13 protein-coding genes are annotated in these 19,877 nt (G+C 46.9%); 12 read left to right on the top strand and 1 reads right to left on the bottom strand.

Features of this window, described 5'->3' with window-relative positions; genetic code table 11:
- Positions 1 to 341: 341 nt before the first annotated feature.
- From B151_RS0117040 to cdaA, 12 genes are all read left to right on the top strand, one after another.
- Positions 342 to 938, top strand: coding sequence for a TIGR04282 family arsenosugar biosynthesis glycosyltransferase (locus tag B151_RS0117040; RefSeq protein WP_020404852.1), 597 nt, complete (start codon positions 342 to 344; stop codon positions 936 to 938).
- A complete protein-coding gene (locus B151_RS0117035) occupies positions 935 to 1,630 on the top strand; it encodes a TIGR04283 family arsenosugar biosynthesis glycosyltransferase (RefSeq protein ID WP_020404851.1) in 696 nt (231 codons plus the stop codon). Before B151_RS0117040 ends, B151_RS0117035 begins: the two co-directional genes overlap by 4 nt.
- A gap of 88 nt (positions 1,631 to 1,718) precedes the next feature.
- On the top strand, positions 1,719 to 3,854 hold the full coding sequence (locus B151_RS0117030; RefSeq protein WP_020404850.1) for a hypothetical protein: 2,136 nt from the start codon (positions 1,719 to 1,721) through the stop codon (positions 3,852 to 3,854).
- A 24-nt stretch (positions 3,855 to 3,878) separates the two neighbouring features.
- Positions 3,879 to 7,112: a T9SS type A sorting domain-containing protein gene (locus B151_RS19790; RefSeq protein ID WP_020404849.1), complete on the top strand. Its 3,234-nt coding sequence runs from the start codon at positions 3,879 to 3,881 to the stop codon at positions 7,110 to 7,112.
- A 73-nt stretch (positions 7,113 to 7,185) separates the two neighbouring features.
- Positions 7,186 to 8,715: a hypothetical protein gene (locus B151_RS0117015; RefSeq protein WP_020404848.1), complete on the top strand. Its 1,530-nt coding sequence runs from the start codon at positions 7,186 to 7,188 to the stop codon at positions 8,713 to 8,715.
- 7 nt (positions 8,716 to 8,722) lie between these two features.
- Positions 8,723 to 11,677: a TonB-dependent receptor gene (locus B151_RS0117010; RefSeq protein ID WP_020404847.1), complete on the top strand. Its 2,955-nt coding sequence runs from the start codon at positions 8,723 to 8,725 to the stop codon at positions 11,675 to 11,677.
- A gap of 2 nt (positions 11,678 to 11,679) precedes the next feature.
- Positions 11,680 to 12,681: a PorV/PorQ family protein gene (locus tag B151_RS0117005; protein WP_020404846.1), complete on the top strand. Its 1,002-nt coding sequence runs from the start codon at positions 11,680 to 11,682 to the stop codon at positions 12,679 to 12,681.
- Complete coding sequence (locus B151_RS20300; protein ID WP_020404845.1) at positions 12,678 to 13,973, top strand: NHL repeat-containing protein; 1,296 nt, start codon at positions 12,678 to 12,680, stop codon at positions 13,971 to 13,973. The genes B151_RS0117005 and B151_RS20300 overlap by 4 nt, the downstream gene beginning before the upstream one ends.
- Complete coding sequence (locus B151_RS0116995) at positions 13,974 to 15,218, top strand: alkaline phosphatase family protein (RefSeq protein ID WP_020404844.1); 1,245 nt, start codon at positions 13,974 to 13,976, stop codon at positions 15,216 to 15,218. It begins immediately after the preceding gene.
- Positions 15,219 to 15,653: 435 nt separating this feature from the next.
- Positions 15,654 to 15,989: a ferredoxin FdxA gene (fdxA, locus tag B151_RS0116990; protein WP_020404843.1), complete on the top strand. Its 336-nt coding sequence runs from the start codon at positions 15,654 to 15,656 to the stop codon at positions 15,987 to 15,989.
- A gap of 130 nt (positions 15,990 to 16,119) precedes the next feature.
- Entirely contained in the window at positions 16,120 to 16,899 is a 780-nt protein-coding gene (folP, locus tag B151_RS0116985; RefSeq protein ID WP_020404842.1) for a dihydropteroate synthase, read from the top strand.
- Positions 16,900 to 16,914: 15 nt separating this feature from the next.
- Complete coding sequence (cdaA, locus tag B151_RS0116980; RefSeq protein ID WP_020404841.1) at positions 16,915 to 17,730, top strand: diadenylate cyclase CdaA; 816 nt, start codon at positions 16,915 to 16,917, stop codon at positions 17,728 to 17,730.
- A gap of 266 nt (positions 17,731 to 17,996) precedes the next feature.
- Here the strand turns inward: cdaA and B151_RS0116975 are convergent, their stop codons facing one another.
- On the bottom strand, positions 17,997 to 19,271 hold the full coding sequence (locus B151_RS0116975; protein WP_020404840.1) for a M28 family peptidase: 1,275 nt from the start codon (positions 19,269 to 19,271) through the stop codon (positions 17,997 to 17,999).
- Positions 19,272 to 19,877 lie beyond the last annotated feature (606 nt).

Here is a 19,877-nt window from a genome sequence, read left to right as displayed (position 1 = left end):
GTGTGGAAATGTAGGTCCTTGCAGGGTTCAATCGTCGGACGAGTTTTTGGGCCTTTGAGAAACTTGTGTTTTTTCATTTATCCGGGCCTGATGGAAAGTCAGGTTGTTTAATTCGTCAGACGAATTCTTGCTGTTTTTAGCGGATAGAAAGACTCGCTGAATGGCAACAAATGTCAAAAGGGAACGCTGAAAGTTGGAGCGTTGTCTGTTTGACTCAAAGCTTATTGTGGCTTAAGGCTGGTCAGGCTATGTTAGATTTATGTTAGATTAAGGTAATGAAAGCAATTTGAAGCGGCTCGCTGAGCCGTTTTTGGTAGTGAAACCGGAACGGACGAAATCAAATGCAAAGAAATAAACTGCTCATATTTGTAAAAAACGAAGAAGCCGGTAAGGTGAAAACGCGATTGGCGGCATCGGTTGGTGATGAGGAGGCGCTGAAGGTCTATAAAAAATTATTGATGCATACCGTCAGTATCACTGTGCCGCTGAAGTTGCAAAAGGAAGTGTGGTACTCCCGGTTCATTCCGGAAAAAGATATTTGGAGTAAAGACCTTTTCACAAAAAGGGTGCAAAAAGGAAAGGATCTTGGTGAGCGGATGTCGCACGCGTTTGATGAATCGTTCAGAAACGGGTATAACAAAGTGGTGATCATTGGAAGCGATTGTGCGGAACTTTCATCAGATATCATCAGAGAAGCTTTTAATGCATTAGAAAGATCGGAATTTGTGATCGGGCCTGCCGAGGACGGAGGCTATTATTTGCTTGGGATGTGCAGTTATCACCCTGCGCTCTTCAAAGAAGTCAATTGGAGTACAGATTCGGTATTTCGGGAAACCCTGAACAAGATCAAGAGCGTGGAAGGATCTGTTCATTTGTTGAGAACATTGAATGACGTGGATACCCTCGACGACTGGAAGCAAAATAAGGCAAAGATATGATCAGCATCATCATTCCTGCTTATAACGAAGAGGGTCAGATCGGAGGATTAGTCACCTACTTAAAGAAGCATAGCAGTGAGGGCCGGGCAGAGATCCTGCTTGTAGACGGGGGGAGTACTGACGGAACAAAGGAAGAGGCAGAAAAGGCGGGAGCGATGGTTCTAAAAGCTCCGGAAAAAGGCCGTGCCAGTCAGATGAATTACGGGGCAGAAAAGTCGGCCGGTGAACTCCTCTATTTCTTGCATGCAGATACCTATCCTCCGGCTACTTTTCCGGCAGATATTGAGGAAGCGCTGAAACGTGGAGCTGAGGCCGGCTGTTTTCGTCTTGCCTTTGATGACCCTCATCCGGCGCTTAGGTTTTACAGTTGGTTTACCCGTTTTGATGTGGATGCTTTTCGCTTCGGGGATCAGAGTTTATTTGTGAAAAAAGCGCTTTTTCAAAGAGCAGGCAGGTTCGATGAAAAACTGTTGGTGATGGAAGATCAGGAGATCGTAACCCGATTAAAGGATCACGCACAATTTTCCATTCTGGATAAGAATGTTGTTACCTCCGCTCGGAAATATCAACGATTTGGGGCTTTCAGATTGCAACTGATTTTTGCTATCATTGTAGTCCTCTTTTATTTAAAGATCAGCCAAGAGGTATTAGCACATTTTTATAAAACGTTTATGACTGGAGAGCCACATTAAGTTAGTGTTAAATGGTGTACGATCCTCAAAAGTTCTTTTTAAGAATCACTATCTTTGCTGGCCCCATTAAACCCCGTTAGTAATCTATATGAGAATTTTTCAAAAGGGATTAGGACTTCTACTCCTTTTCTTGTTAGCTGTAAACCTTCACGCTCAGCCTTCCTTCGAAAGAGCTGAAACCAATGTGGGAACCATTGGATTATCACTAACTAATTATGGGACCATTGGGAAGCCTGATGTTCGAAACAACCCTGAGGGTGGTTTCAGTATGCGCTACCCAAAGACCTCCCAAATTGAACACTTGTTTGAGGCCGGTATTTGGATCGGAGCCCTTTACAATAATTCCCAATTGCGTGTTTCTACCTCCTCGGTGACTACTTCCGGAGGATATAGCAGGGGAAGTGCCGGTTTTGAGTTTACAGCCGATAACATTGTTTTGAGAAGAAGCAGTAACCCGGATGATGAGTTTTTCTCCGCCCAATCTGTAGCTGAAGAGGATATAATTACGGAATTCACCGACCGGCGTAGAGATATTCAGGGTACACCGATCAATGGGCACGATACTCCTTTATATGCTGATGTGAGGCTGGAGAGTTACAACTGGGGATTTCCGTTCACAGAAAATTTTTCTATCCTGAAATATGAGATCACCAACAACAGTGCTCAATATGCAGGTGAGGCGACCTGGGATAGTGTATTTGTTGGGATGTATGCCGACCTGGTAGTTCGCGATTTGACCACCAATGAAACCGGAGGAGCCTTTTTCAATAAAAACGGGATCGGTTACCTGGATTCGCTTTACACCACCTATGCTTTTGACGCCGGGTCGCCTGCAGGAGAGCCGGCCATTAATACCTACGGTGCCATCACGCTGATCGGAGCGGAATACCGTGGCGAGTTTTATCACCCCAAAAATAAAGAATATTTAGAGCAGCAAAATTTGGGTGTACCTCAGGTGGGTCCGAGTTATTGGCTGTTTAGTGCAGGAACCGGGGTTTTCAATGCTCCAGCCAATGACCTTGACCGCTACACGCGCATGGCTGAAAAGTTTCCTATTGATTCTACCAACGCACAAGGGGAAACTTATCGAGAAGCACTCAGGACGGATGGACAGGATGGTGCAGGTAACTATATTTCTTTTCTTTCGATGGGTCCCTTTCCCAGAGTGGAGCCCGGTGAGACCCTGACGGTGTATTTTGTGTATTCGGCGGCCCGCAAACCGGATGAATTCCAGGGCACTATTCAAAGCATAAAAGAAATTGATAATGAAGAGTCCAGAGCCAATTTGGTTCAGACCATCAATTCTGCCAACAGCGTGTTTCAGGGAGAAGACCGAAACAACAATGGTGTCCTCGATCCCGGTGAAGACACAGACGGAGATGGAAAATTAACCCGGTACTTATTCCCCACCCCTCCCGATAATCCTAAAGTGAGAGTGCAGCTGGAAGAAGGTCGTGCCAATATCTATTGGGATAAAACTGCTGAGGCTTCTGTAGACCGGGTTTCGGGTGAGCAGGATTTTGAGGGATACCGAATTTACAGTTCTCAGCTGGGCGATGGTCCCGGCACGGATCCGCGGCTGATCCGGGAGTACGACATTCCGGATAACCAGATCGCTTTTGACACGGGCTTTGAAGAAGTAGCACTGGACGAGCCGGTTACGTTTGAAGGAGACGACACCGAATATTGGTACCGATACGAACTGGATGGCCTCTTGAGTGGCTGGCAATATCAGATCTCAGTGACAGCATTTGACGGCGGAAGCGAAACTTTTGATATCGGGAGCCTGGAAAGTTCAACAAGTTCAAACGCTGTCAGCATCTTTCCCGGTACTCCGGTAAATGAGAACTTTGGCAGTGATGAGCAGGAATACCAGGTGGGCGTATATCCAAATCCGTATCGAATTGGTGCGGCCTGGGATGGCACTACGGAAGACACAAGGAAATTATACTTTTACAATTTACCCTCTGAGGCAGAGATCAGGATCTATACGGTAGCGGGTGACATCGTTGCCGAATTAGACCATAATTCAGCCACCTACAACGGCGACATCGCTTGGTTTGACAGCTTCAGCGATGACCCCAGAGTGATGTCCGGAGGGGAGCATGCCTGGGACTTACAATCCGAAGCAAATCAGATCTTATCAACGGGGTTATACCTGTACTCCGTTAAAGATTCGAATACAGGAGAGGTACAAACAGGTAAAATTCTCATTATCAAATAACCATAGACAAACAGAGGATAAATCATGATTAACAATGCTACAAAAAAAGGAGTGAGAGGAGTACTTTTATTCGTACTTACCTTTCTCTTTAGTTATGGTGCAGTAAATGCACAAAGCAATTTGTTTTTCTCGGAGTATATTGAAGGTTCGAGTAATAACAAGGCCCTGGAAATTTATAATCCTACCGATATGCCGGTAAACCTGAACAATTACCAAATTGCTCAGTCTGTAAACGGTGGAGGTTGGGAGTACTATCATACATTTCCAACAGATGCTACTATCCCGGCATATGGTACCTATGTGATCACTACTGATCAGGTAAGCTCTTCTCTTTACAACACCAGCTTTGCTGATGAAGTTTTGGGATATCCAAGTGTAACTCATCACAATGGTGATGATGCCAGAGCAATTCTTTATATCGCTGATGGAGATACTACTTTATTAGATGTGTTTGGCAATCCAAACGACGATCCGGGTTCTGGTTGGACAGTAGGCGATTCTGCAGCGGCAACTTCCGGGCATACATTGGTGCGTAAGCCTTCTATTCATGCCGGAAATGTAGATACGCTCGGTTCCTTCGGGACAGACGATGCTACTTCTGAATGGATCGTATATCCTGAAAATGATTTTGGCGGCTTGGGAGCACACAGAGAGTATGGCGCTCCAATTACCATCCGCGACCTGAATACATACCAAGGGGTATCCGAATTTTCTGAAGCAGCTATTGAAGCGCATCCGCTAACCGATAGCCTGGTTACTTTTACTGCTGTAATTACTTCATTCCCGAAAAGTTCCGGTCTTGCAACACCGAATGACACCGATAATGATGGTACATTTGATGACATCGGCCGAATTCACGTGTTTGTAACCGATACAAGTGCTGCCTCTCAGGGCCGTCATGGTATGTCGATCCAGATCGTGGAAAGCGACTATCAAACCATTGATCAGTTTACCCGAGGTGATGTTGTTACTTTTGAGGCACGTTTAGGCTTCTTTGGTGGTACTGCTCAGGTTGATGTGGAATCTGTGAGTCTTCTTGGTAATGTAAATCAAGACTACACTCAATTTGCAGGTCTTTTAGATCCATGGGAAGTAAGCCTGGATGACATCAACAGCTTCACTGATGGAGAGTTGGCCATGAGATTCTCTAACTATAACAAGTATAATGGCGCTTATGTTAAGCTTACCTCTGCTACTGTAAGTAACGTTGGTGGCGATGACCGAATTGATTGGGCCGTAAATAAAGATGGTGCAAGGATCTATATCTACGACACCTCTTTAAGATATCGAAATGACCGCGCCAATGGTTATTTGCCAAGCTATAACTATCGTCGCCTGACCGGTGAAGACGGGCCATTTGCTGCACCTGCTCCCGGAGCGAATGTAGATATTAGTGGTTTCATCAACTATGTAGGTGATGATCCGGATGGATTGGTTCCTGATGGAAATGGTGCATTCAGCATTAACCCAATGGAAGACGGTGTGCTTTGGAACAATGACACTCGTTTTGTTGATGGCGAAGTATACGGTGGGCAAGAATTTTCTTGGCCAAATGACTTAGTGGTTAACGGACTGCCTCCGGTGGTTTCAAATGTAGCTCTTTCCGACTCTGCAGTAACTTCTTCGGATGCTGTAACCGTAACAGCCAATGCCGAAGGTGTTGAAGGTGCTACCGTAACCGGTGTTACCTTAACCTACAGCACCCCGGATACGTCTATCACTATTGATATGACGAACACTTCCGGAATCACGTACGAAGCTACACTGCCTACTTTTGAAAACTTCACTCCGGTTTCATTCTATATTTCTGCAGCAGATGACAATGGTTTGACCGGAAGAGCTCCACTTTCAGGTGGATACAGCTTCTTTGTAACCGATGAGCCTATCTCTGCTATTTCTCTTTTACAGGAAACAGCTGATGGTATGCCGGGTGACAGCCCTCTGGCCGGTTCCGGTGAATTACCGGTAGACATTACAGCTACGGTAGTTGCAAGTGCCGGTGAAAGTGGTTTTATCACTATTCAGGATACTGCAGCTGCATGGTCTGGTGTGTATGTAGAGATCGATGACAATACTGAAAGTCTGATGATCGGCGATCAAGTGAGTATTTCTTCACTGACTGTAGCTGAGACATTTGGTGTAACTTCTGTTACATTGGGCGATTTTGAAGTGTTGAGCACTCCAAATGCCAATGTTGAGGATCTTGCTGTTTCAGTACTTACTCAGGATGTAAACGGTTCTGCCGGTGCTTATGAGAAGTACGAAGCCGTATTTCTGACCTTTGCCGATGTGAAAGTAACAACAAATCAGGCTGATGGTTCAAGCGACTTCGGCGAGTGGGAAATTGGTTCCCGTCAAGGTGGCGGAGCTGCCGATACCCTGGAAGCAGGTGAAGGCCTTCGCGTAGATGACAACGTGAACTTCGGAAGTACTACTTATGGTGCTAACCTGAATGAGCATGTTAAAGTAGGTGCCGTACTGGAATCATTCACCGGTATCCTGCACTATTCATTTGGCAATCCTAAGATGATCATGAGAAGTCTTGATGATGTGGTTGCTGACGACTGGACCTTGCCAAACACCGGCTTTGACCTGGAGACTCCGGCTGACGAAGCAATGGTTACTGTAACCGGCGATGTTGATGTGACCTGGGAAGCCACTACTGACTTTGACGGCAATGAGGTGACCTACGAATGGGTACTTTATTCTGCCGACACTTCAAGTGTAGTTGTTACCGTTCCATCTAACGATGATGCTTCTGCAAGCTCAGTGACTCTTCCTTTTGATACTGTAGATGACCTGTTGGCATCTGCCGGACTGGAAGTAGGTGAAAGTGCCGACTTTGTTTGGAATGTACGCGTGAGTGACGGTGTGGATACGATCGCAGTAGCTGAAGACTATGAGCCGGCTACCAACACCTTCTCACCACTGTATTACAGCCTGACCTTAGAAAGAGGAAATCTGACTTCTAATGAGTCGGTCACAGGTCTTCCAAAAACATTTGACCTGAAGCAAAACTATCCGAACCCATTCAACCCAACTACCAACATTAACTTCGATCTGCCTTATGCAGCTAACGTTACACTGAACGTGTACGACATGCTGGGTAGAAAAGTAGCGACACTGGTAAATGAAAGAATGAATGCGGGTAGACATACAGCAGCATTTGATGCTTCCAGACTGGCAAGTGGTATGTACATCTACCGCATTGAAGCCGGTTCATTCGAGAGCATCAAGAAAATGATGTTGATCAAATAAAAAACGAATTACTTAAGACACTGGAATGAGGATGGAATACTCCTCATTCCTATTTTTCACTAAAATTAGCCAGATGTATAGGTATACAGCATTTTCACTCTTACTCCTGTTAGGCGGCGCTCTCATTCTCAGCGGATGCGACACCGGCTTAACGGGTTCAAAAACTGAAAACCTTCCCCCTTCTACCAACATGACCATTGAGAAGATCAATCGCGGGGATGATTTCAGGCTATCCAGTCAGATCCAAATTTCCTGGTGGGGGAATGACCCGGATGGGTATGTGGTCGGCTATGAATATGCGATCAACGACACCAGTGAAGATGCCTGGACCTTTACCAGAAGGGCTGACAGTACTTTTATTTTGCCTATCACGGAAGGTCAAAGAGAAGATGACGTGCTTTTCAAAGTGCGCGCTGTTGATAATGAAGGAGCTAAAGATCCTATAGGAGCGCGATTGATCTATCCGATCGTGAATTCATCTCCTACGGTTTCTTTTATTGAGACCGAAACGCCGCCGGATTCTTTATTTGCGATCAGTAGCTTTGGCTGGGAATATGATGATCCGGATGGTTTATTGAACATTCGGTCTACAGAGATCGCCATCAATGATACCATAAATGGGTGGACTGACATCCCGATTACGGCAGAAAACGAAGGGCGTGTTTTTATTTCCCTGGAGGTTGATAACAGTACGACCGGTATTAAAACAGCGGATGTCTATTTCGGGCGTTCTTACAGTACGGGTGTTGATGACGCCGGAAACCCGATCCAGATCTCCGGAATTGAAGTTGGAGCTCAGAATACGGCATATGTCCGCTCTATTGATGCTGCCGGTGCAGTAAGTAAGGTTGACACCGTTAGTTGGTTCGTGAAACCTCAGCGTTCTAAGGTTCTCTTCCTGAATGATATTGACACCAACACGTCCATAGAGCAACAGCAAGAACACATTTCGTATCTGAATGAGTTGGGAATAGATCCCGACCTGTGGACGATCAATACCGGAGAACCAGCGCTGGGTACCATTGAGCTGTCTGATCAGTTCCCAACTGTTGTAGATCCAACCCTTCGGAAAACACTGGCCAAATGGGATCATATTTATTGGGTTTCCAATAGCATCCAAAGAAACATTGTCCATGCTTTGGATATAACAACGGAATTCCTGGAAAACGGCGGAACTATATTCGTTAATATTCCAATGGTGTCATACCCGGCACTTACTCCACAGTCCGAGATCTTCAATTTCCTCCCGGTTGATTCCATTGGATACTTCCCTCCCGGTGGTTTAGAAAATGGATTTGTCATAAACGGGGATACTGAAGTGAAAGGTCCGGCAGGTCCCGTATTACTCACAGAATCCCGACAAATAGCCATCTATCCGTTGAAGCCGGCTCCGGGAGCAACACTCCTCTATGAAACAGATTTCAAAGCTACAACGGTTACCGGTAATATTACAGATTATGACCGTTTTGAAGGAGTTGGCATCGAAAACCCGGAGGGTAACTTGATCTATTTTGGAATTGATCTGACCACACTCGGCGGAAATGATAATTTAGCAGACTTCATTGAATATGTCTGTGTCCAAAGGTTAGGATTTAGCAACTGAGGTTACTATGAGAAAAATCCATTTATATATACTATTCTTTCTTTTAGGGAGTACCCCGCTTTACGCACAATCTAATACCGGGGCCATCTCCGGTACCATTACGGCCGATGAGACCGAAGAAGTACTGATCGGTGTGAATGTTCGGATCGTTGGTACCTCCTTTGGTTCGGCTACAAATCTCGATGGAGAATATACCATTCGCAATATCCGCCCGGGCGAGTATAACGTTGAGATCACGTATGTAGGTTTTGAAACGGTATTGCTTACCGGAATCAGAGTAGAAGCCGGAGAAACCACGGAACTGAATTATGCACTCAGAGAGCAGGTATTAAGTTCTGAAGAAGAAGTGGTTATCGTTGGGGAGGCCCCGATCTTTGATGTGGAAAAATCTTCAACATCAGCTACCATCTCCCGTTCCGATATTGAAGCCGCTCCCATCCAGAGAGTAGAGGATGCGGTAGCCTTGCAATCCGGGGTTGTGAAAGACCCAACCGGTTTGTACATCAAAGGAGGGCGGGCATACGAAACCGGCTATGTAGTTGACGGTGTCTCTGCTCAGGATCCCCTGGCCGGTACCGGTTTTGGGCTTGACCTTGGATCCAACTCTTTCAGTAATGTAGAGGTAATTACCGGTGGTGTGGGTGCCGAATACGGAGATGTGACATCCGGTGTTGTTTCAGTGAATACCCGTGATGGTGGCGAACGCTATGAAGGTAGCTTCAGCCACAAAAGAGACAACTTCGGCTCGAATGTGATGTCCAATCAGGCCAACTTCTACGAAGACATTTATGAGTTCAGTCTTGGAGGTCCTGAGCCGATCACACAGAAGCTCCTGCCACTGGCCAACGTGAATCTGCCCGGAGATATCTACTTCTTTGCAACCGGACAGGTTTCTCTGGCAGACGGCTACACCAAGCTTTCTGCCGATCAAATTCGATCGTCTATTGTAGGTGATGATTTCTGGTCGCCACGGCAGGGGAATCGCTGGAATGGGATGATGAAACTGACCTACAACATCAAGCCCGGAATGAGGTTACAGGGAGCGTATCAGCGTTCTTTAACGATCAACCAAAATACCCGAATGCTGCAGATCACCGGGGCCGACACGCAGATCCAACCCGGTTTTCAGTTTGCCTTCTCAAACGGATTTCTGGATAACGCCAATACCTACACGCACGATAGTAACCTCTCCTATCTTAAATGGACCCATACCATTAGTCAGACCGCTTTTTACGAAGTTCAGGCCAGCCGCTTGTTCACGCGTTTGAGAGCCGATGCCAATGGACGCGACTGGCGGCCTGAAAACGTGGACGGAGAATTTGATCCCGGAAGTATCAATACCTATCCCGCTGAGGAGTTTGAGGGAACCGATGACTTCACCTACGTTCTTGCCGGGCCGGGTTATGTTAACAACGGCGGTATAGCAACACTTTGGCACGATCACTTCGCCGAAGAACTGACGCTGAAATCCAGCCTCACCAAGTATTTCAATGAGCGTGATAATCAGCTGGTGTTTGGCTTTGAAATGAAATTCAATGACTACCAATGGATCGACATCACTCGTCCGTGGATAGGTGCCCCTATCCGGATTGATGAAAATACGGTTTCAGAAACCTTCCGAGTAGGAGAAAGCTTTGATGCCTGGAGAGTAAAACCGCTTCGTGGTGCTTTCTACCTTACGGACAAGATTCGTTACAACGGTTTGATCGCTAATATCGGGGGGCGTTTTGAATATTGGGCGCCCGGTTCCTACCTGGACGAACGTGTTCAGGAAGCCCTGGATCCCAATGTGTATTCTACCATCCCGCAGTTTATTGCCCAGGACTATTTAGATGAAACCACGGAAATTTTTGGAAAACGGTTCAAATTCATCTTTTTGCCAAAAGTAAATGTTTCCTTCCCGGTAAGGGAAAATCAGGTGCTGTTCTTTAACTATGGACACTCTGCCCGAATTCCTCACCCACGTTTTGTGTATGCCGGACTGGATCCATTTTATCAGGATCAGTCAGATCTCCCAAACCTGGGGAACCCAAACCTGAATCGTGAGATCGATGTGTCGTACGAGATCGGTTTTCGAAATCAGTTTACGGCCAATGATGTGCTTAACATCTCAGCTTTCTGGAGAGATAAATACGACTTTGTAACCTCCGAACTTATTACGGTGAATGACATCGATGGCCGCCCAACCACCAAGGCATTTCGCATCAACGGAGATTATGCCCGTTCACGAGGAGTGGAGGTCAGCTATATCAAACGCTACAAAGACCTCTTACAAGGTCAGTTGTCGTTCACCTATTCCCGGGCTGAAGGTTTGAGCTCTACGAATGATGACAACCTGAATGCCATCAATGCCCGTCAAAATGTAGGGAACAACATTGAGACTCCACTGGCCTGGGATCGTCCGTTCGATATCAAGGGAAATGTCCGGTTTACGTATGATCGCGATGAGCCATTATTTGGGCTGAAGCCATTGAATCAATTTCAAATGTTCTTGTCTGCTGTATGGAGAAGCGGACAGCGTTATACGCCCTATAACTTCGTAGGGTATGAAAGAAATCCGGTGACCGGAGTCAGAAACTGGCGTCCGATCTATGAAATTGAAACCGACCCTGCGGCTCGCTACAGTGAAGTTGGCCCGGCCTGGTTCTTTATGGATTTCAACCTAAGAAAATGGTTTGAAGTGAACGAAACGCGGATCGCGGCCTTCCTGGAAGTCACGAACCTGCTCAACAACAAGAGCTCGGTGATCATCAACCCGGTAACCGGAGAAGGCTATAAGCAGTATCCGTCCGATCAGGCTTCTTTGATTGCCCTGAGGGATGACCGCAGTTACGACGTACCCGGGAATGTAAGAGACCCAAGGTATCTCGATCCAACCGACAACAACCTGCCGGCTTACGAAAACCCAGCAAATTACCTGGAACAACGACACATCGTATTTGGAGTATCAATAAACTTTTAATTATGACATTTTTTAAACTATTGAAAAGAAGTTGTTTACTGTTTCTGTTTGCAGGGTTTGCCTGGAGTCAGAGCGCTTTCGGTCAGTCTTACGGAGACGACCGTGCCGGTACGGAAGGGTTTCAATTTGCAAAGATCTCGGTTGATGCCCGAAGCGCAGCGATGGGTAATTCCAATATGGCCGATGCCATCGACGGATCCAGCTTATACTGGAACCCGGCCAATGCTTCCGTTTTGGAAAGCTCCAATGTGATGATCAATCACACCGAATACGTTGCGGATATCAACCTGGATTACCTCAGTTACATTCACAAATTAGGTGCTTTTGCCATCGGCGGAAGTGTTCAATATCTGAACTCCGGAGAGATCCGGGAGACAACCGAATTTGAACCGCTTGGAACCGGCCGTACGTTTAGCACACATCACATTTCGGCAGGACTAACCGGCTCACACCAAATTACGGAATTTTTCAGCTATGGGATCACACTTCGGTATTTGACCGAAAAGTATATTGATGTGTCGTATCAAACCGGCGCCATCGATTTCGGATTTCTCTACTATGTTGGGGATACCGGCCTTCGTTTCGGTGTTAGCCTGAATAACTTCGGTTTCGAGGCTCCTGCACAGGGAACCGTTTCCTACGAAACCTTAGATGGTACCGTAGAGCAAACTCCGGAAAGTGAGCTTTCTTTGCCCACCCGGTTTAACATCGCGGCAGCATACAATATCATAGAAAATGAAAGCCACGAGTTATTGGTAACCGCACAGATCACGAACCCAAGTGATAACTCAGAGCAAGTAAATATAGGTGCTGAATATGGCTTTATGGGACAGTTCTTTGTGAGAGGAGGTTATGAGTTTGGTAACGAAGAAAGAGTGTGGCCAAGTTTTGGGGCAGGAATCGAAGTACCCTTCACAGGTAAAAGACTAAGAGCCGATTACGGTTATACCGTATATGAGAGATTAGGTGGAATTCACAGAATTGGATTAAGTGTAGCTTTATGAAAGATCTTTTAAACAAAACAATTATTCTTACAGCCATCGTATCCGTGGGTTTTTTCTATGGGTGTGATGACCTTTTAGGTTCCAAAGACAACGGAACAACCGATGAAATTTTTGAGGAAGGTAAGATCGACCCCAGACTGGAGAACGTAGAAGGCTACGCCCCGGTATTACCTTTTTGGGAAAGTTTTGATGCACCAACCGATGTACATGTCGGCTTCGACCGGTTTGTGTATGTGACCGACAATGAAGGCCTGCACCTGCTGGATCGCGCAGACCTGAACGAACGGGTCACAATACCGCTGAATGGAGCAAATTCAGTTACTCAGGACCGATTGCTGAATGTATACGTTTCAGCCCGTATCGATACCGTGATTGAATCGGTAGATCCGAACATCACCTGGAACCTGCCGGCGGTATATAAGATCAAGAACCTGAATGGAACCGGTCCGCTTACTTTTGTAGATACGCTGATCTTCCCTTTTGACGATGCGAGTTTAAGTACCTCTGCTGCCCAAAACGCAAGATTGAACCGGTCTTCTAATATCAATTATGAAAGAGTTCAGGTTACCGGCTTAACTACCCTGGCCGATAATACCCTTTATGTGACCCGCAGAGGGCCCTTCAATGAAACAAATCAGGTAGCCTCTCCGGATAATACGGTACTGGAGTTCAGGGAAATCCTTTCGGATGGCGAGCGAACCGGTAAGATGGAGAACATTCGTCAGATCAGGACCTTGAATCCTACAACACCTTCCTTGAGAAGTGCGGTAGGTCTTAGTTCAATTGCTTCTTTCATTGCACCGCCACAGCGGGATACCTTTACCGAAGATCGCAGCTTTCTCATTGCCCAGGCCGACCAAAGTCAGGAGATCTCCTTCAGAGTACTTTGGATCAACGCAGTGGAAACACCGGATGGATTGGTCTTTCAGCAAAATTCTCAGCTGCTTGCTCAGGATACCACCCAGGCGGATGGCTTCCTTTATGAACCGGACAAATTTCAGCAACCTACCGATATAGCCTACGGTGGCGATGACGACAGTTACATCTTTGTTGTAGACGCCATGCAGAATAAGTTATACCAGTTTCAGTCAAATGGACAAGAGGGTGTACCTCCGCCTCCGGGAGCTGAAAATCAGACCAAGCAGGTTTTGGTTTCGTTTGGTGAACTTGGCTCCGGACCTAAGCAGTTCAATTCCCCGCAAGGTGTAGCTTATTACAATGATGTGGTTTACGTAGCCGACACCGGCAACAACCGCATCGCCCGTTACAAGCTTACCACAGATTTCGAATAAATGCGTCTTATAAAGAAAGTCCTGCTTCAAAGTGCACTGATCTTAGTTGTCGGGGCAGGACTTTTAGGCTGCTCTGTAGAGGAAAAGCCACAGGGCGACAAAGTGTTGTTGGTTTCTTTTGACGGATTCCGGGCCGATTACCTTTCCAAAGCCGACACTCCAAATTTTGATAAGCTCGTTGAGCAAGGAGTGATCAGCGAGGGCTTGATCCCCATCTTTCCTTCCAAGACCTTTCCCAATTATTACGCCATTGCTACGGGACTCTATCCCGAAAACAGCGGATTCATAGGAAATTCGATGTACGACACCACCATGAATGCCCGCTTTACTATGGGCGACCGCGATCAGGTTGAAAACCCGGCGTGGTATGGGGGTGAACCGATCTGGAATACAGTGGAAAAAAACGGCAAGAAAGCCGGCACTATGTTTTGGGTGGGTTCGGAAGCGCCCATTCAGGGTATGCGTCCCACCCACTGGAAACCCTACGATGGCTCTATGCCCGATTCCGCCCGCATTGATTCCGTCATCAAATGGCTGAGTTATGAAAATGAGAAAGAAGTAGATCTCGGAACGGTTTATTTCAGTTTTGTGGATAGCCGGGGACATCGTTATGGAACCGATGCTCCCGAAGTAAAGGAAGCCATCCAAAGAGCCGATGACTTGGTAGGTTACCTTATGGAGCAAATGGAAGCCAAAGGGTTGTCGGACAACACCAACCTGATGATCGTATCCGACCATGGCATGGCGGATGTATCGAGAGAGCGCATTGTAGTGCTGGACGAGATGATCAACCCCGAAGATGTGGAGATGATCGAATACAGTCCGTCGGTGATGATGAATGTGAAAGAGGGAAAACTGGATGAAGTATATAGTTCCCTCAAAGCTAATGAAGAACATTTTAAAGTTTACAAGAAAGAAGACATTCCGGAACGGTTCCATTTGAAGGGTCACCCAAGAGTGCCGGAAATTTTGATGGTAGCAGATGTCGGTTACACCATCAACGCCCGCGAATATTTTGATCGGCGCGAAGGATACCCCTCCGGCGGAGCGCACGGGTTTGATAATCAGGCTCCGGAGATGCACGCGTTATTTGTAGCAAAGGGCCCTGATTTCAAGTCCGGCTATAAGATGAGGCCCATCGAAAACATACACCTCTATTCCATGATGGCTCATCTCCTTCAGGTTCAGCCCGCCAAAACAGACGGGGATCTCGACAGCGTTAAGGTGATGCTGAAAGGGAACTAAAGAACGTCCCTTCCCCTGGCGACAACACACCACGAAATTCAAAAAAAGGAACGGCTTTTTTGAATTGATCTCCTCTCCAGGGGAGACTTTTCTTTAGTAATTCAAGGTTCCTGATCGGTTAGGTTTGGACGTTAAAAACAAGCAAAGGGAAAAAAGTCCTCCCTTGAGGGAGGTGCCGGAGAGAGCGAATGCGAACGCAGGCGGAGGGTGTTAACCGGGGCTGTGCCGTTTACTCCAATATCCAATACTCAGGAAGGATTACAAAGGAATTAATGTTACAGATCAAATTTTGCGAGCGTCCGAATAGGATCATAGATCAAAATAAATCCATAAAAACCGCTTTCAAGCCGTTATTAAGATTGCATCTGTCCTAAAGTGAGGGGATATTCCGTTTTGCAAAACTCACTCATTTTGTAACCCTAACCAATTTATCATATGCCTTACGTTGTTACTGAGCCCTGCATTCAATGTAAATACACCAACTGTGCAGCCGTATGTCCGGTTGATGCCTTCCGGGAAGGTCCAAATTTTCTCGTGATCGACCCGATGGAATGCATTGATTGCGATGCCTGCGTTTCCGAATGTCCTGTTGAAGCCATCTATCCGGATGATGAAGTACCTGAAAAATGGGAAGATTACATCGACTTGAACGAGCGGCTTTCCGAAGCTTGGGAAGATCGTATCATCAATGAAACACAAGATGCGCTGCCTGATGCAGATGACTGGGCTTCCAAAGAAGATAAACGAGATCAGCTGGTAGAAAGCTGGTAACTGTTTTTTTGATCAGGGTATTATTTCTGTTTTCTTGATTTACACCGGAATTACACCAATCTCCATAGTTCTATAGCACACATTGTCTGAAACGTCCACACAATCGGGTTCTTCGAAATCCCCTGTTCTCATGGGGATCTTGAATGTTACGCCCGATTCGTTCAGCGATGGGGGCATTTATACCGACCTGAACCGGGCTATGGACCGTACCCATATCATGATCAAGAATGGGGCGGATGTGATCGATGTGGGGGGCGAATCCACTCGTCCCGGCTCCGATCCGGTATCGGTAGAAGAAGAGCTGGTTCGGGTGATACCGTTTCTTGAAAAGGCTATCCCGACGTTCAAAAAGGCACGCTTTTCTATTGATACCACCAAGCCCATCGTAGCCGAACATGCGCTATCACTTGGGGCCGGTATTGTGAATGATGTAAGCGGATTGAAAGATCCGGCACTGGCTGACCTTTGCGCGCAGCATGAAGCCGCCTATATCCTTATGCACTCGCAGGGCGACCCCAAGACCATGCAAAAAGATCCACATTACGATGATGTGGTAGACGATCTAATGTCTTTTTTTGAAAGAAAGCTCACCGAGTTACAGAAAAGAGGAGTGAAAGATGTGATCCTCGATCCCGGTATTGGCTTCGGTAAAAAGCTGGAACACAACCTAAAATTGATCGCCCATCTTGATAAATTCCAAAAATTTGGTTTCCCTGTATTGGTTGGAGCTTCCCGAAAGTCTATGATCGGAGCCATCCTTGATGGCAGACCCGCCGGCGAACGGTTGATCGGCACCGTAGCCCTTCACTATCATGCCCTGACGAAAGGAGCAAAATGGTTGCGCGTACATGATGTGAAGGAAGCTTCCGATTCAATTCGTATATTCAATGCAGTTCAATCTCAACAATAACCTAATCAGACGGCCTTGTTCCCCATTGGTTTTCTCGAATTCGGAATTAAAGATTTCGTCGAGACGCTCATCATTGCGCTCGTCCTGGTATACCTGTATCGGTGGGTAAAGGGCACATTCGCCATTCAGGCTGCTTTGGGGATCTTATTTGTGGTGATCATCAACGTGGTGATCGGGCTGCTTGGTTTCACGACTATAAATTCTATTCTGAGTCAGATCCTGGATGTGGGGATCATCGCGCTCATCATTCTTTTCCAGCCGGAGATCCGCAAACTGCTCTATCGGCTGGGGACCAATACCAGCCTCGATCGTTTTTTCTCGACTTCGAATTCAGACCGGACCATTGATGAAGTGATCGAAGCCGTTAAGGAAATGTCCAAGAATAAGATCGGTGCACTGATCGTGTTCGCGCGGACTTCTTCCCTGCAAGACCTGGTGGATGCCGGGATCAACATTGATGCGGAGATCAGAAGTGAGCTGTTGGTTACCATCTTTAAAAAAGAAACACCGTTGCATGACGGTGCCGTGGTGATACGCGGAAATCGTATTGTGGCCGCCAGCTGTTATTTGCCCATTTCTCAGAATCCGAACATTTCTTCTTCGTTTGGAACCCGTCACCGTGCAGCAGTGGGTATCAGTGAATCCAACAATGTATTTGTGATCGTGGTATCTGAGGAGACCGGACGTATTTCCGTTGCCCGAAACGGTTCGCTAACCAGCGGACTCACCATTCAAAAATTACGGGCGGAGATGGAAGAAACCTTTGGCAACCAAAAATTCGATGAAGACGTAGCCTTTAGTTCTTCCCAGGCCGATATGAAGCTGAATTAGCCTGAGTTCGAAATCAAACTCCTTGGTTGTCATCCCGAGTGCGTGGATGCTTTTATCGACAAAACTTGCTTAACACGAGGGATCTCATCATATAATACCTCTCACCTATGTAGGCTTTGAGACCCCTCGCGGAATACGGCTTCAGCCTACTCCAACACCACTTCGCTCGGGGTGACAATAAAATAAAGCGGTGAATGCGATGTTTTGAGAATCACAGTACTACAAGCAAAAAGTTGTCATCTGCAAAGAGGACCACCTCAGGCATCCTACAGATCCAGCTCGAACACCATTTCTTGCCCATCGCGGATCACCGTCACTTCCACCGACTGACCTTTTTCCAGCTCGTTGAGTGCGCCCATATAGGCATAAATATCTTCAACCTCCATGTCGCCGATCTTGATGATGACATCGCCGCCCTCCAGTCCGCCTGCCTTGGCCGGACCTCCATCACTCACGCCCGTGATACGAAAGCCGTCGCCGTCATAGCCATAATCGGGGAGTACCCCCAGGGTAGGTCCGTCCATACTCATGGACTGCCGTTGTTGACCCGGAGCTTCGGTGAAGGCGAGTTCGTCTTTATCCATAGCATCCAGCTGCTCGATGACCCGTGCCACATGCTGCAACAACCGGGCTTCGCCATCCGCATTGATCCATTCCGTATCATCCGAAGGACGATGATAATCGGCATGAGTATCTGTGAAATAATGCAGCACCGGAAGGTCGGTATAATAAAAACTGGTGTGGTCGCTCGCTCCGGTTCCATCCGGTACCAGGTCGAGGTCTAAGGAATCAGTGTTGGCATCGGTAAGAATGCTTTCCCAGGCATCGGTGGTAGCCACGCCAAAGATCATGGCGCGGTTGTTATTCATTCGGCCGATCATATCCATGTTGATCATGGCCAGTGCCTGATCTAAATCTACCGTAGGATTCTCCACAAAATGCTGGGAGCCCAGCAAACCCATTTCCTCTCCCGAAAAAGCCAGGAACAGCAAATCGGTTTGAGGACGGTTTTCAGAAAAATACTCCGCCAGCTCCAGCAAACCGGTGGTGCCCGATGCATTATCATCGGCGCCGTTATGGATAGAAGGTTCTCCATTGCTGCTCAGCGATCCGAAATTCCCCATCCCCAAATGGTCGTAATGCGCCCCAATGATGATCAGCTCCTCTGAATCTCCCGTTCCCTGAAGCAAAGCCGCCACATTCTTTGAAAGTCTTTTTTCTGCTGAAGAATCTGCACCCGAAGCATGAGGGTTTTCCAGCACCGCCATATTCACGGTGAACTCCTGAAAATACGTGTTATCCTCGCCGGCAGGATCGAGGCCAAAAGAACGGAAATGATCCGCGATATAATTCGCAGCCTTTGCTTCCTCAGCTGTACCCGTTTCCCGGCCCTTCATGGCATCGGCCGCCAAGAAAGTGATGTGCTTTTCCACATCAGAAGCCGTGATCGCGGTTTCCGTTTGCGAGGGAGACTCTTTCTGAGCACAAGAAAGCAGCAGGACCGGAAGAAGTAGGAAAGAGGTAAACTTATTGAAACGCATGGGAGGGATAGAATTAGTTACGATTTTGAGGCAAAATATACAACAATAGCCGCTGATAACGGAATCAATTCTAAGCCGCAACATTCCATTATTCCTTCTTCATCCAATATTTCGCTTAGGAACGGTTCTCTTCTTTTGAACTATGATTTTCTTGACTAATTCCCATTCTCATAGTCACCATCTTGCTATTTCAGTGGTCTGAATAGCCCAGTACATCGTCCGACGAGTGAAATCACCCAAATTTCCACAAGGCCCAGATAAATAACCAATCAAAATTCCTTCCACCACCCACTCCTCGTCCGACGATTCAATGCGAGCAAGAACCTCATTTCAACCCATTTCCAACCTGCTTAGCCCCTCTATTCGTCGGACCACTTCTTGGTTGTTTATCCTGCTTTCCCTTTTAGAATGTACCGCTGGTACAAACTATCTTCCCCCTTCAGTGGTCGGACGAGTTCGTGTTTGGATAAGAGTTTTTCCCCAACCAATATCCCGAAGGGATAGCCGAGTGTAGCCACGCGGTTTCAACCCGTGGCTATAGTGACGACAAAGTTTAGAGTCTCAAAGAGACGGCCCGCTTTCTTCCTCGTTGACCATAAATTGCCG

Source organism: Gracilimonas tropica DSM 19535, from assembly GCF_000375425.1.
In the GTDB taxonomy this organism is placed as follows: Bacteria; Bacteroidota; Rhodothermia; order Balneolales; family Balneolaceae; genus Gracilimonas; species Gracilimonas tropica.
This window is presented reverse-complemented; position numbering and strand designations above follow the sequence as displayed.

Excerpts from the sequence above, each read along its gene's own strand:
- B151_RS19790 (WP_020404849.1), top strand. The coding sequence starts at position 3,879 with ATGATTAACAATGCTACAAAAAAAGGAGTGAGAGGAGTACTTTTATTC.
- B151_RS0117030 (WP_020404850.1), top strand. The coding sequence starts at position 1,719 with ATGAGAATTTTTCAAAAGGGATTAGGACTTCTACTCCTTTTCTTGTTA.
- B151_RS0117035 (WP_020404851.1), top strand. The coding sequence starts at position 935 with ATGATCAGCATCATCATTCCTGCTTATAACGAAGAGGGTCAGATCGGA.
- B151_RS20300 (WP_020404845.1), top strand. The coding sequence starts at position 12,678 with ATGAAAGATCTTTTAAACAAAACAATTATTCTTACAGCCATCGTATCC.
- folP (WP_020404842.1), top strand. The coding sequence starts at position 16,120 with ATGGGGATCTTGAATGTTACGCCCGATTCGTTCAGCGATGGGGGCATT.
- B151_RS0117005 (WP_020404846.1), top strand. The coding sequence starts at position 11,680 with ATGACATTTTTTAAACTATTGAAAAGAAGTTGTTTACTGTTTCTGTTT.
- B151_RS0116975 (WP_020404840.1), bottom strand. The coding sequence starts at position 19,271 with ATGCGTTTCAATAAGTTTACCTCTTTCCTACTTCTTCCGGTCCTGCTG.
- B151_RS0116995 (WP_020404844.1), top strand. The coding sequence starts at position 13,974 with ATGCGTCTTATAAAGAAAGTCCTGCTTCAAAGTGCACTGATCTTAGTT.
- B151_RS0117010 (WP_020404847.1), top strand. The coding sequence starts at position 8,723 with ATGAGAAAAATCCATTTATATATACTATTCTTTCTTTTAGGGAGTACC.
- B151_RS0117015 (WP_020404848.1), top strand. The coding sequence starts at position 7,186 with ATGTATAGGTATACAGCATTTTCACTCTTACTCCTGTTAGGCGGCGCT.
- fdxA (WP_020404843.1), top strand. The coding sequence starts at position 15,654 with ATGCCTTACGTTGTTACTGAGCCCTGCATTCAATGTAAATACACCAAC.
- B151_RS0117040 (WP_020404852.1), top strand. The coding sequence starts at position 342 with ATGCAAAGAAATAAACTGCTCATATTTGTAAAAAACGAAGAAGCCGGT.